The following is a 13,692-nucleotide window of genomic DNA, read 5'->3' as shown; positions in this document are numbered from 1 at the left end:
CTGGTTGGCGATCACCGCCAGCAGGCGCCGCAGGGCGGCGACCTGCCCCGTCGGCGGCGCTGGGCGCGTGGTGCCGCGAGGCACAGGCAGCTCGGCATCGGCGACGACCGTCTGCCCCGCCCGCGCCATCATCGCGCGTATGTCGGCGGTGCGGCGGCCGATCGTCCGCTGCAGGTGCGCCGGCCCGCTGAGCACGTCCTGCAGCGCGACGCGACGCGCCGCTGCCGACCCGTACTGAAGGCAGAGGACGTGGTTGACGTCCTGCGCGAACGACGACGACAGCACTCCCCCACCGCGCGGCGACTTCGAGTGCACCAGCGCGGTGATCAGGCGATTGCGAAGCTGGTAGTACGCCTGCCAGTCGAGACCGTCGTCCTTGCCTGTCCAGGGCATGTGCCACAGCGCGGCGCCCGGCAGGGTCACCGTCGTCACGCCGTGTGCCGCGGCGCGCAGCCCGAACTCCGCGTCGTCCCACTTGATGAACAGCGGGAGCGACGCACCGAGACGCCGCACGGTCCGCAGCGGCACCAGACACATCCACCAGCCGTTGTAGTCGACGACGTGGCGCATCCGCAGTCGCGGTGTGGCCTCGATTGACGCCACAGCGAGGTCGACCGGCGCGAGAGCGGGCTCGACGGAGGTCCACCAGAAGCCGCGCGGTTCGATGCGTTCACCGATGGAGTGGAGCACGGTGCGGTCGGTCAGGCTCAGCATCTGGGCTCCGACGATCGTCTCGCGCGAGGTGCTGGCAGCGAACGCGAGCATGCGCAGGATCGACTCGGGCTCGAGCAGCACGTCGTCATCGAGAAGCAGCGCATGGGTCGCGTCGGTGGCGAGGGACTCGATCATCCCGCGGCTGAACCCGCCCGAGCCCCCGAGGTTGGGCTGCTCGATGAGGGTGAATCGATCACCGAGCGTCGCTGCGGCAGCGCCGAAACCCGGCGCCTCGCGCACCGGCCGATCGCCCTGGTCGACGACGAAGATCCTGGACAACTGCCCGGCCACCGTCTCATCGGCGACGAGCCGCTCGAGGACGCCGACGCAATCCTCGCCGCGGTTGTGCGTCGTGATGCACACACTGGCCGTGGCGGGTTCGGTGGTGTCCGCCATCCACGCCGCGCCGCTCAGGATCGTGCCGGACTGTCCACCGTCGATCTCGATCCAGAACAGGGCACCGTCCGCGATCCCGAGCTCGAACGAGAACGGTCCGTCCGCCTCCAGCGTGGCGAGCACTCGCCGCCCCGTCGCCTCGTCCGCGGCACAGACGCGCACGCTCGCCGCTCGATCGACCTCGCCGACCAGCGTGACCGTCCGGACTGCGGTGTGGGCGCGCCAGTAGGCTGCCGGGAACGCGCCGAAGTACGTCGCGAGGGATGCCGTCGCCCCGGGCTCGACGGAGAGGCTCGATCGCTCCCACGACACGGCGCCGGGTTCCGCGCGAACGTACAGCGGCTGCGCGGCCTCGTCTCCCGGTTGGGGGAAGAGGACGCGCTGGACGCACCGCGAACGCGAGGCTTCCGGCATCCGCCCGCTACTTCTCGTCGATGCGGATCGCGGCGGCGACCGGACCGATGGTGGTCTGCGAGCCTTCGACGGCGAAGTGCGCACCCTGCATGAGCGAATGCGACGCGTCCACGCTGATGCCCGAGACGTTCGCGTTCACGACGTAGCGACCCGGGCTGAGTTGCGCACCGTCCACTGCGATATCGACGGTCGTGACGCCGTCGAGCGGGGAGAGTTGCAGTTGCAGCAGATCAGTGTTCGAGGCCAGCGCCATCTGCCCCATGGCCGTATCGATGCTGAACCCGATGGCCCACTCATCGACGGGGACGTAGGACCTCACGCCGACACGCATGACGAAAGGCTCTCCGATCGAGAGCGCCTCGCGCGGTGTGCCGTCGTCCCCGACGATCTCGATGCCCTGGATGGCGATCGCGGTGCTGATCTCGTCGGGCCGGGCCTCGCCGACGCCGTTGTGCGCCAGGAGCTCGCGGAACCGCTCGATGGCGGTGACGGGGATGCCGTCGTAGACCATCTGTCCGCGGTTCATCAGGATCACTCGGTCGCACAGTGCGGCGATCTGATCCAGGGCATGGCTCACGATGATGATCGTGCGTCCCTCGGACTGGAACTCGCTGATCTTGTCGAGGCACTTGCGCTGGAACTGCTCGTCGCCGACGGCCAGTACCTCGTCGACGAGCAGGATGTCGGGGTCGGTGTGCACGGCGATCGCGAAGGCGAGACGGACGTACATGCCGGACGAGTAGAACTTGATCTGCGTGTCGATGAACTCGCCGACGCCAGAGAACTCCAGGATCGCATCGAACTGCGCTGCCGTTTCTTCGGCACTCAGCCCCAGAACCGAGGCGTTGAGGAACACGTTCTCGCGGCCGGTCAGATCCGGGTGGAAGCCTGCTCCCAGCTCGAGCAGCGCTGCGATGCGGCCGCGCTGCTCGACCGTGCCCGAGGTCGGCTGGATGATGCCGCCGATCACCTTGAGGAGCGTGCTCTTGCCGGAGCCGTTGTGCCCGATGAGCCCGATCGTGTTTCCGGCGCGGATGTCGAGGCTGACATCGCTGAGCGCCCAGAAGTCCTGTTTATGGGCGCGGCCCGCGCGACCCAGCGTGACGATGCGCTCCTTGAGCGAGGAGTCCTTGCGGACCGTGAATCGCTTGGACACGTGAGAGATGCGCACGACCTCGGGGCGCAACGACGCCGTGGGGGATGCTGGCGAGACGGCGGTCATGCTCACAGCTCCTGTGCGAAGTCGCCCTGCAGGCGCAGGAAGATGCGGTGGCTCACCAGGAGAAGGCCGATGCCGATCACGAGTGCGATGATCAACCGGAGCAGGAGGTTGTCGGGCTGCGGCAGGTCTTCACCGGCGACCCAGAATGCCCGCTGGAAACCGAGCACGGCAAGGGTCAGCGGATTGTCGGTGTAGATCTCGAGGGCGATCGGGTTGGTGATGATCGAGGCCACCATCTGCCACGAATACACGACCGGCGACATCCAGAACAGCAGCAGCGTCGCCACCTCCACGAGGTATTGCATGTCGCGCAGATACACGTTGAAGGCCGAGCACAGCAGGGCGAACGCCAGTCCGTAGACCAGAAGGACCGCCAGCGCCGGGAAGGCATAGAAGAAGTCCACGCCGAAGGGAGGTTTGCCGACGAGCAGCGTCGCCAGGAAGAGCACCACGACCTGCACGGCGAAGTTGAACAGGCCCGACCCGGTGCTCGCGAGCGGAAACACCTCGCGCGGCATGTAGACCTTCTTGACCAGGCCCGCATTCGCGATGATCGACCCGGTTCCCCCGACCGCGATCTCCTGGAACAGCCCCATGGCGGTGAGCCCGGCGAAGACGTACACCGCGAAGTCGGGGATGCCGCGCGCGGCGCCGAGGAAATGCCCGAGTACGACGTAGTAGATCGTGAGCTGGACGAGGGGGCGCGCGAGAGCCCAGAGGAAGCCGAGGGCGGAGTCCTTGTAACGCGCCTTCAGATCGCGACGCACCAGGAGCCCGAGCATCTCGCGGTGAGCGAAGATCTCACGCACCGGACGCACGAATCCGTCCCACCCCGAGCCGAGCGCGCCGACGCTGCGCATGGGCAGCGTCCCCAGGCGGGTGAAGCGCTCTTCGGCGACAGGGAGGAACTCGGGCATAACTGGTCAATCCTAACCGTGCGCCGTCGAGACGCTGATCAACGCTCTGGAAGGCGCCGGCGCACCGCTGCCCTGACGCGTCCGAACGCGCTCCGCACACGCAGCACGCGCTCGGCGGCGCGAACCAGCGCGGCTTCGGATCCGGGGCGGTGCAGGCGCGCGTACATTCGCGCGAAGTCGGTCAGTGTGCCGTACTCCACCGGCCCTGCCGCTTTGAGCAGCTGGATCTGCTGCATCGTGCTGTCGCGCAGCGTGCTGGAGAATTGATCGAGGTTGTAGTCCAGCGCCGCATAGCTCGACGCGAAGTACTCGCTGTTGGCGATGGTGCGGCTGTGGAAGCCCAGCTCGCCTGCGGCGTAGACGGGCATTCTCTCGAGCACGTGCGCCAGGCCGCCGTCCTGGTACGCGTCCGCGCCGCCGAACTGGTCGTAGGTCCATTCGTGCTCCACGAGCAGCCGCAGCGCTGCGGGCCGCGCGATGAACATCGAGCCGAAAGGGGCCAATGGCGAGACCTCGTCGATGGGCACGCGGATGCCGAGCTCGCGAGCGAGCACCGTGAAGGCGGGCTTGTTGGCCCACCAGCCGTGCCCCAGGCTCGGATAGCCCAGGTGGATGGTCGGCGGGAATGCCAGGCCGAGCCCGCGCTCCCGCTGGAACAGTCCCACCACGTTGGCCGCGTACCCCGGGCTGTCGAGCAGGTTGGTGAACTGCTGTCGTTGGAAGTGGCGACCGACGTTATAGCCGTCCTGCGGCGTCTTCTTGGAGTGCAGCTTCACCACGAGGTCGTAGTCCCCGCTGAGCAGGAGATCGCGGCATCCGATGAGGAAGGCGGACTGGTCTCGCCCATCGTTGGAGGCGACGACCTGCACGTCGGCGGAGCCGCGGGATGTCCTTGCTACGATCGCCTTGCGGATCCGCGAAGCTCGTCCGTCGTCGGGTGTGGTGACCACGAGGTCGTAGCCGCCGGGCAGGAAGTCCGCGCGATCGAGGATCTCGTCCGTCATCTCCGGGTAGAACACATGGGCCACGACGAGGGTGCGCAGCGGTGCGGCGGGGTCGTAGCCCTCCGCGGCGTCGGGCAGCACCTCGAGCATCGCGGCATCGGCGTTGAGGGTGCGCGGCTCCACATTCCTCGCGAGATCGGCGTAGACGAGGTCGATCGGATAGCCGAGCTCCTCCACGGCTTGCAGCGTCCAGCGTCCCACCACCGCCAGGTGGTCGAGGTAGGGCGGCCACTGGAAGAACGGACGGCGCTTGAGTGTCGGGCATCCGGCGCGGATGAGCTGTTCGGCATACAGCACGGCGTGGTTTTCGACCTTGTCGGTCAGCGTCGGGAAGGCGACCTCGCCGACGTAGCCGAGGTCGGTGAAATGCTCCGTGAAGACGCCCTCATGCTTGACGACGGCGTCAGCGTACGTGTCCATCTGGGGCAGATCGCGCCAGTAGTCGCGCCAATGCTCCGAGAGGAACATCTCGCGCCGCACCGCCACCCAGTAGGACTGGAGATGGTAAGGCAGATAGCCGGTGTTCGTGAAGGGATGAGGCTCGACGCGGAGGTGATCGGTCATGCCCCAGAAGTGAAGCGGACTGCGATCCATCCGCTCGAACATCGGCCCGAAGGGGCGCACCGGCCCGAACCAGGTGTCATTGGCCAGCAGCACCTCGTCGAACTCCGCGATGCGCTCACCCACGTCATCCAGTCCCGCTTTGTACCCCCAGATGTCGTACCCGCGATTCTCGCGGACGATGATCCGGTCCGCCAAGGGTGAGAGTCGCGAGCGGCCCAGATCCGTCAGCTCGCCGTTGACGACGACCATGATCTCGGCGCAATGCTCCCGTAGCCGCGTGAGCGCGTACGGGATGTACTCCTCCACGTCGCCTCGGATGTCGTAGACGACGTAGATCAGCAGTCGGCGCCCGTCCGGCGGGAACTCGGTGGCGTCCCTGGCGGGATAGGTGATCAGCTCGGCAGTCTTCATCGGCGTTCCCCCGGTGCATGTCCGCGCAACACCGACGTCATCGTGCGCACGCCTCGCCGCAGGTGTTTCAGGATCACGACGGCGCGCAGCGCCAGCTCGAACACCGGCATCGTGAGCTTCGAGAGCCGCGGGTGGTTCACACGGATGTACATGCGCGCAAGCGCCACGACGCCCAGGTGGCCGGCATCCCCCGCACGTTGCATCAGCGCGATCTGCTCGACCGGCCATCCTCGCGTGGTCGAGAACAGGTTGTCGATCTTTGATTCGAGGATCGTGTGGCTGATGGAAGCATGCTCGCGGGTCAGCACGGTCCGCGCGTGATAGCCGAGCTCCGCACCCGCGTAGACGACCAGACGCTCCTGCACGCGGGCGAGGTCCCGATACACCTGGCCGGTGCGCTTGCCGTAGTCGCGGAACATCCACCGCTTCTCCAACAGCGGTCCCAGTGCCTCAGGGCGGCCGATCCACATGCCCCCGAATGGTGCGAGCGGCGAGACGGCGTCGAGCGGGACACGTATCCCGAGACCTCGCGCAAGGGTCTCAGCGGCGTCGCGCAGACTGCCCCATGCGTGCCCCATCGTGGCGTAGCCGATGTGCATCATCGGGGGGAACACCATGCCGAGTCCCGGCTCGCGCTGGAACAGTGCCAGCAGGTTTGCGACGTAGCCGCGACTGTGGAGCAGGTTGTCGTATTGGTATCGCCGGAAATAGCGTCTGACGTTCACCGTCTTGTCACGCGTGCGCCTGGAATGGACCTTCACGATGAGGTCGTAGCGCCCGCCGAGAAGCACGTCGCGGCACCCCACGAAGAAGTCACTCATGTCGCGCCCGCGGTTGGCCGGCGTCACGCGGACATCGACCGCGGCGAGGTTCGGGTCATCGCGGCGCTCGAGGATGCGCTGCAGCTTCTCTGCCCGCTTGCCGTCGTTCGTCGTCACGAAGAGGTTGTAGGGCGAGGGAAGGTTGCCGAGCCGGGCGAGAAGATCCTGCACCCCGTCGAGGTCGCTGACATGGGCGATCGCGGCGATGCGGAACGGCGCACTGTGGTCGTACGCGGTGTCGACGTCCGGCAGGACCTCCACCATCCCGCCGATCGCGTACAGCGCCTTCGGCTGCACCGTCCGAGCCAGGTTCTGCCACACCAGGGCACACGGGAACCCGAGATCGTCCAGGTGGCGGATGAGCTCACGGCCGATGACGGCGAATCGGTCCAGGTACGGAGGGTACTGCAGGAAGACGGTTCGCGGCAGGACCGGGCATCCGGCGTCGAGGAGCAGGCTCGGCGTGAACAGGGCCGGATCGGTGCTCGGGAACTGCGCCGCGGGAAACGCGTACGACACCGCGGCACCCGTCCGTGCGAAGTGCCGCAGGAACGCCACCTCCTCGTCCGGGGAGGCCGCGCGGCCGCGATCCTCCCAGTAGCGTCGCCACCGCCCCGATGCGAACGCCTCACGCCGCAGCGCCGTCCACGCCCAGGGCAGCACCTCGCGTGTGAAGCCGGCGTCGGAAAACGTCTCGGGTGGTCCTCCCGCGTTCTCGATCATCGCCCACACCACGGCCGGATCGCCGTCCATCCTCCCCAGCACCGCGCCGAGATCGGAAACGGGCCCGAACCAGGAGTCCCCGGTGAGGATGACCTCGTCGTAGCGGTCCAGCCCGGCCTCGGCATCGACCGCGAGGCGATAGGACGCGGGATCGAACGAGCGACCCGACCTCCCGACGATTCCGTCGACGACGCCCCTCAGCCGAGCCATCTCGGCATCCGGTGCGTCGGCGGGCACCACAGCGACGATCCGGTCGGCGTGATCTCGCAGGGCGGCCAGCGCGTGCAGCACGAAGTCGTCGATGCGACGATCCGCCCGCGAGACGGCATAGACGACGAGTCTGCGGGACTCGCCGGCGGCGTCGGTGTCGCGTCCTGTTCCCGCATCGACGTCCATCGCTCGCCCGGAGCCGCTCAGTTCAGGCCCTGCTGCAGCGCCTTGAGGAGGTACGTGCCGTAACCGCTCTTCACCAGCGGCTCGGCACGCTCGCGCAGTTCGTCGTCGGTGAGGAATCCCATGCGCCAGGCGACCTCCTCCGGGCACCCGATCGACAGGCCCTGGCGCTTCTCGACGGTGCGGATGAAATCGGTCGCCTCACTGAGAGAGTCGAACGTCCCGGTGTCAAGCCACGCGGTGCCGCGGGGAAGCAGTTCGACTTTCAGATCACCGCGCGCAAGGTAGGCCTTGTTCACGTCGGTGATCTCGAGCTCGCCGCGCGGCGACGGGGTGAGGTCCTTGGCGATCTCGACCACGTCGTTGTCGTAGAAGTACAGGCCGGGAACGGCGTAGTTGCTCTTGGGTGCGGTGGGCTTCTCTTCGAGCGACACGACGTTGCCGAGGCCATCGAACTCAACGACGCCGTAGGCGGTCGGATCGTCGACCCAGTAGCCGAAGACCACACCACCCGACAGATCGGTGTACTGGCGCAGTCGCGTGCCCATGCCCTGCCCGTAGAAGATGTTGTCTCCGAGGACGAGCGCCGCGGAGTCGCCGCCGATGTGCTCCTCGCCGAGGATGAACGCCTGAGCCAGGCCATCGGGCGACGGCTGGGTCTTGTAGGTGATCGAGACGCCGAAGCGAGTGCCGTCGCCGAGGAGGCGCTGGAACTGGTCGGAGTCCTGCGGGGTCGTGATGATGAGGATGTCGCGGATGCCGGCCAGGATAAGGGTCGACAGCGGGTAGTAGATCATCGGCTTGTCGTACACGGGGACGAGCTGCTTCGAGATTCCCAGGGTGATCGGGTGCAAACGAGAGCCCGTGCCGCCTGCCAGGATGATGCCACGCATTCCTCTAGTCTCAGGCATCGGCCGGGCAGCGCCAAACCTGCTGGCCGCAGTCCGGCCCGGTATCCTGGAACGATGCGCAGACTCCTGGTCACTGGCGGTGCCGGCTTCATCGGCTCGAACTTCGTCCACCACGTCCTCGAGCACACCGACGACCATGTCACAGTCCTCGACAAGCTGACCTACGCAGGCAATCTCGCCTCCCTCGACAACCTCCCGCGCGAGCGTTTCGACTTCGTCGAAGGGGACATCGCCGACGCCGCTCTCGTCGACGGGCTGTTCTCGCGCGTGGATGCCGTCGTCCACTACGCCGCCGAGTCTCATAACGACAACTCGCTGCACGACCCGCGCCCCTTCCTCGACACCAACATCATCGGCACGTACACGCTGCTGGAAGCCGCACGCAAGCACGACCGGCGGTTCCATCACATCTCGACCGACGAGGTGTACGGCGACCTCGAACTCGACGACCCGGACCGTTTCACCGAGCAGACGCCGTACAACCCGTCCTCCCCCTACTCCTCCACCAAGGCGGGCAGCGATCTGCTGGTGCGCGCGTGGGTTCGCTCCTTCGGAGTGAACGCCACGATTTCGAACTGCTCGAACAACTACGGCCCGTACCAGCACGTCGAGAAGTTCATCCCGCGTCAGATCACGAACGTGATCCGCGGCGTCCGTCCGAGACTGTACGGCGCGGGTGAGAACGTGCGCGATTGGATCCACGCCGACGACCATTCCTCGGCGGTGCTGACGATTCTCGATCGAGGTGAGATCGGCGAGACCTACCTCATCGGCGCTGACGGCGAGAAGAACAACAAAGAGGTGGTCGAGCTCATTCTGGAGCTCATGGGCGAGCCCCGCGACGCATACGATCACGTCACCGACCGAGCCGGCCACGACCTCCGTTACGCCATCGACTCCACCAAGCTGCGCACCGACCTGGGCTGGCAACCGGCCTACGGCGACTTCGAGTCGGGCCTCGCCGCCACCATCCGGTGGTACCGCGACAACGAGGACTGGTGGGCGGCGACCAAGGACCACGTCGAGGCGTTCTACGCGTCGAAGGGGCAGTGATGACCGCGTTCGGGAACACACTCGCACGCACGGAGACCAATATCCCCGGCCTGGTCGTGTTCGACCTGCCCGTTCACGGTGACTCCCGCGGATGGTTCAAAGAGAACTGGCAGCGCGAGAAGATGACCGCGCTGGGCCTTCCCGACTTCGGCCCGGTGCAGAACAACATCTCGTTCAACGACGCCGTGGGCACCACACGAGGGATCCACGCGGAGCCGTGGGACAAGTGGGTGTCGGTGGCGACGGGCCGCATCTTCGGCGCCTGGGTCGATCTTCGCGAGGGCCCGACGTTCGGCGAGGTGTTCACTGTCGAGCTGGACCCGTCACGGGCGATCTTCGTGCCCCGCGGCGTGGGCAATTCCTATCAGACGCTCGAGGCCGACACCGCGTACACATACCTCGTCAACGACCACTGGTCTCCCGACGCCGAGTATGCCTTCCTCAACCTGGCGGACGAGACCGCGGCGATCGCGTGGCCGATCCCGCTCTCGGACGCCGAGATCTCGGCGAAGGACCTCGCGCACCCGCGGCTGACGGATGTCGCCCCCATCCCGCCGAAGAAGACCCTCGTCGTCGGCGCGGGGGGTCAACTCGGCCGCGCGCTGCGCGCAGAATTCGGGGACGCCCGGCACATCGAGTACGCCACGCGCGCCGAGTTCGACCTCACGGACGCCGACATGGCATACGCCCGTCGATGGCGTGACTACGGCGTCATCGTCAATGCCGCCGCGTACACCGCGGTCGATCTCGCAGAGACTCCGGACGGGCGCCGCGACGCGTGGGCGGCGAACGCCACCGCCGTCGCCGCGCTCGCGCGCGTCGCCGCCGAAAACGGCATCACGCTGGTACACGTCTCAAGCGATTACGTCTTCGACGGCTCGAAGGACGGGGCCTACACCGAGAGCGACCCCGTGATTCCGTTGGGCGTCTATGGGCAGTCCAAGGCCGCCGGCGACGTGGCGGCCGCGCTCGCACCGCGTCATTACATCATCCGAACGAGTTGGGTGATCGGCGAAGGGAAGAACTTCGTCGGTACGATGGCGTCGCTGGCTGAGCGCGGCATCGACCCCAACGTCGTCGACGATCAGCGCGGACGACTGACCTTCACCTCGGAAATCGCCCGCGCGATCGCGCACCTCCTCGACACCGAAGCCGCGTTCGGCGTCTACAACGTGACCTGCGACGGCGAGCCTGCCACCTGGGCCGAGATCGCCCGGAACGTGTTCGCGCTCGGCGGGCACGACCCGTCACGCGTGAGTGGTGTGAGCGCCGAGGCGTACTTCGCCTCGACGGCCGGCCCGGTGGCACCTCGCCCGCGCAACAGCGTGCTCGACCTGGCGAAGATCCGTGCGACCGGTTTCGAGCCCGCCGACGCGATGGATGCCCTGAAGGATCACCTCGCCGGCTGACGTGGGAGCTCGACCGCCGGGACCCTGCGGCTGTGAAACAGCGCCGCCGCGGGCCCTCGCTGGAGAGGACGCGGCCTAAGGCACCGTGACGGAACGACATCCCAGAGTCGGGTTCGCGCCGCCTGCGCTGTCGATCGCGTAGATGCAGACGCGATGCGTTCCCGCAGGAGCCGGCATGGATGCGACGAATCCGTGCGCATCGCCCGAGGCTGGATGCGCGGCCGCGACGTCGGGACGGGACAGGTTCGCACTGAATGCTCGGCCGACTCCACCCACGTAGACGTGCACGGCGATCGGCGCGGTCGTGTTCGGATCGATCGCCCACCCCGAGACCGTCAGAGCACCCGGCGCGACCGACGCACCCTCGAAGTTGCCGAACGGGGTCTTGTTGGTTGCGGGCGCCGGCGCCGAGACGGTCACGGAACGACAGCCGAGAGTGGGGTTCGCTCCCCCGCCGGTGTCGATGGCGTACGCGCAGACCTGGTGCGTGCCGGTCGAAGCCGGCACCTGCACGACGAACCCGTGCCGATCGCCGTAGCCCGGATACGCCGCCGCCACGTCGGGTCGCGACACGTCGGCGGTGTAGCCGCGCCCCGCGCCATTGACGTACACGTGGACTTCGATCGGACCGGTGACATTGGGGTCGATCGCCCAACCCGCGATCGTCAGCGTTCCCGACGACACGCCGACGGACTCGAAGTTGCCGATCGGTGCCCGGTTGACCGTGGGAGCGGGTGCCGAGATGGTTACCGAACGGCAGCCGAGGGTGGGGTTCGTTCCGCCGGCATCGTCGATCGCGTACACGCAGACCTGGTGCGTCCCCCTCGAAGCCGGCACCTGCACAACGAACCCGTGCCGATCGCCGTAGCCCGGATGCGCCGCCGCGACGTCGGGACGCGACACATTGGCCATGTGGGCCTTTCCAACGCCGTTGACGTAGACATGCACCGGGATCGGGCCTGTCACGTTCGGGTCGATCGCCCAGCCTGTGATGGTCAGCTTGTCCGAGGATGCCGCGACCGACTCGAAGTTGCCGATCGGCGCGCGATTGACGGTCGGAGTCGGCGGCGCCACCGTCGCATCACGGCAGCCGATCGGGACATCACCGCCGATGACGCCCGTGTTGACCGCGACCGCGCACACGGTGGACTTGCCGACAGGGAGTGTCAGTTTCGCAGAGAATCCGTGGTTCGACCCGGAACCGGGATACGACGCTCCGACGTCGGGACGAGACCGATCCGCCGTGACCGTCGTCGTCGAACCGCCGACGGTGAGCCGGACGCGGATGGGCGAGGTGGTGTCGGGGTCGATCGCCCACCCCGCCGCCGTCGCGGTCGAGCCCGCGACAGTCAACGACTCGAGGTACCCGATGGGCGCGTTGCCGCCGTCGATGGGGCCGCTCACGGTCACCGAGCCGCAGGAGAGCAGCTGGTTGGTCCCGCCGCCCGCGTTGATCCCGTAGGCGCACACCCTGTGTGTGCCCGCGGCGGGTACCGCGACACGGACGTCGAACCCGTGACGCGATCCCAGTGCGGGAAAGGCGGCGCCGACGTCGGGACGTTCCTTGGCCGCGACGAACGCCTTGCCGACGGAACCGACGTAAACGTGAATCTCGATGGGGTTCGCCGTGTCAGGGTCAGCAGCCCATCCGGTGAGTCGGATCGAGCCGGAGTCGCTCTGCATCGACTCGACGTAGCCGAACGGATTGCCGCCTCCGGTGGCGGTTCCGAACCAGTCGGTGAAGTACTGGTAGAAGTTCCGGTTGCCGTACGAGGAGCAGCCGTCGCCCTCCCCGTAGCCGGCCCTCAGAGCAGCAGCGTTCGGCTGATAGGGCGTGTAGTAGTACAGGTTGGCGGTGGCCTGGTTCTGGATGTGCACCGGCGACGAGCCGCATGCAGCATTCGGGTGCCACCGGACGTTCCAGGTCTTGCCCGGTGCATACCACGTGAAGTACTGGCTCGTCCCGGGCGGGTTCGCGTAGCGCTTCAGTTGCCACGCAGCGCCGTACACCTGGTTGAAGAAGCCGTAGTAGCGCGTGTCGCATGCCGCAGTGTCGGGGCATCCTTGACCCATCGCGATCGTGTAGCGCCAGTCTGAGGGCCATGTGTGCGTGACGAGCCCCTGCTCCTTCTGGAGCGTCACCAGGATGACCTGCGGGTTGATCCCGCACGCTTGCGCGACCTTGTAAATGATCGTGGACGCCCGCTCGCGGACACCTCCCGAGTACGCGCCGCACATCGCGTCGGCGCTCGTCGTGCGCGATGTGTCATACCAGTCCTTCAGACACACGTAGCCGGCTTGGCAGTTGGGGACCTTGGATTGCAGGAACTGCTGGATCTGCGCCTCGCTCATCGTTCCGCGGTCGAAGAATTTCGCGTCACTGATGATGTTGCCCGGCTTGAACTGTGACAGGTCGGCAGCCTTCACGCGGGATTCCGCAGGCGCGAGTCCGGACTGGGACGCTGCCACGCTCACGGCGTCTTCCGTCGCGACAGCGGTGGATGCTGTGGAGACCGCCGGCGCCAGAAGCAATCCACCGAGAAGACTCAATGTCGTCGCGACGACACCGATTCGACGCCGTACGGACACGCGGGGACCCCCCTGCTCACCTGCAGCCACGAGAACAGTGTGACGCAGCCTGGAGTCCGACGACAGGCGCCTCGCCGACGCGCCTGAGATTGGTTCGACCTTCGGACCAACCTCTACAGCTCGGCGTGGAGCACCCAGACCTTGTCGGCCG

General features: G+C 67.2%; 9 protein-coding genes. 2 read left to right on the top strand and 7 right to left on the bottom strand.

Features of this window, described 5'->3' with window-relative positions:
• From EIO58_RS05535 to rfbA, 6 genes are all read right to left on the bottom strand, one after another.
• Positions 1-1,524, bottom strand: a 1,524-nt coding sequence (locus EIO58_RS05535) for a glycosyltransferase (protein WP_164861539.1), incomplete at its 3' end; no start/stop codon positions are given.
• A 7-nt stretch (positions 1,525-1,531) separates the two neighbouring features.
• The gene (locus tag EIO58_RS05530) at positions 1,532-2,746 is read right to left on the bottom strand and encodes an ABC transporter ATP-binding protein (protein WP_127818666.1); all 1,215 of its coding nucleotides are present in this window, start codon (positions 2,744-2,746) and stop codon (positions 1,532-1,534) included.
• A 2-nt stretch (positions 2,747-2,748) separates the two neighbouring features.
• Entirely contained in the window at positions 2,749-3,663 is a 915-nt protein-coding gene (locus EIO58_RS05525; RefSeq protein ID WP_127818665.1) for an ABC transporter permease, read from the bottom strand.
• 38 nt (positions 3,664-3,701) lie between these two features.
• Entirely contained in the window at positions 3,702-5,642 is a 1,941-nt protein-coding gene (locus EIO58_RS05520) for a rhamnan synthesis F family protein (RefSeq protein ID WP_127818664.1), read from the bottom strand.
• A complete protein-coding gene (locus tag EIO58_RS05515) occupies positions 5,639-7,582 on the bottom strand; it encodes a rhamnan synthesis F family protein (RefSeq protein ID WP_127818663.1) in 1,944 nt (647 codons plus the stop codon). Before EIO58_RS05515 ends, EIO58_RS05520 begins: the two co-directional genes overlap by 4 nt.
• A gap of 17 nt (positions 7,583-7,599) precedes the next feature.
• A complete protein-coding gene (rfbA, locus tag EIO58_RS05510) occupies positions 7,600-8,472 on the bottom strand; it encodes a glucose-1-phosphate thymidylyltransferase RfbA (protein ID WP_127818662.1) in 873 nt (290 codons plus the stop codon).
• Positions 8,473-8,544: 72 nt separating this feature from the next.
• Here rfbA and rfbB point away from each other — a divergent pair, with 72 nt between their 5' ends.
• Entirely contained in the window at positions 8,545-9,543 is a 999-nt protein-coding gene (gene rfbB, locus EIO58_RS05505; protein WP_127818661.1) for a dTDP-glucose 4,6-dehydratase, read from the top strand.
• Entirely contained in the window at positions 9,543-10,952 is a 1,410-nt protein-coding gene (locus tag EIO58_RS05500) for a sugar nucleotide-binding protein (RefSeq protein ID WP_127818660.1), read from the top strand. Before rfbB ends, EIO58_RS05500 begins: the two co-directional genes overlap by 1 nt.
• Before the next feature lie 75 nt (positions 10,953-11,027).
• Here EIO58_RS05500 and EIO58_RS05495 read toward each other — a convergent pair whose 3' ends face one another.
• Positions 11,028-13,427, bottom strand: coding sequence for a hypothetical protein (locus EIO58_RS05495; RefSeq protein ID WP_240658588.1), 2,400 nt, complete (start codon positions 13,425-13,427; stop codon positions 11,028-11,030).
• Positions 13,428-13,692 lie beyond the last annotated feature (265 nt).

It is taken from the genome of Microbacterium sp. CPCC 204701 (genome assembly GCF_004010105.1).
Classification (GTDB): domain Bacteria; phylum Actinomycetota; class Actinomycetes; order Actinomycetales; family Microbacteriaceae; genus Microbacterium.
The sequence above is the reverse complement of the archived record's forward strand: the minus strand, read 5'-3'. Positions and strand labels throughout refer to the sequence as shown.

Coding starts and splice junctions, on each gene's coding strand:
- EIO58_RS05515 (WP_127818663.1), bottom strand. CDS start 7,582: ATGGACGTCGATGCGGGAACAGGACGCGACACCGACGCCGCCGGCGAG.
- EIO58_RS05500 (WP_127818660.1), top strand. CDS start 9,543: ATGACCGCGTTCGGGAACACACTCGCACGCACGGAGACCAATATCCCC.
- EIO58_RS05520 (WP_127818664.1), bottom strand. CDS start 5,642: ATGAAGACTGCCGAGCTGATCACCTATCCCGCCAGGGACGCCACCGAG.
- EIO58_RS05525 (WP_127818665.1), bottom strand. CDS start 3,663: ATGCCCGAGTTCCTCCCTGTCGCCGAAGAGCGCTTCACCCGCCTGGGG.
- rfbA (WP_127818662.1), bottom strand. CDS start 8,472: ATGCGTGGCATCATCCTGGCAGGCGGCACGGGCTCTCGTTTGCACCCG.
- EIO58_RS05530 (WP_127818666.1), bottom strand. CDS start 2,746: ATGACCGCCGTCTCGCCAGCATCCCCCACGGCGTCGTTGCGCCCCGAG.
- rfbB (WP_127818661.1), top strand. CDS start 8,545: ATGCGCAGACTCCTGGTCACTGGCGGTGCCGGCTTCATCGGCTCGAAC.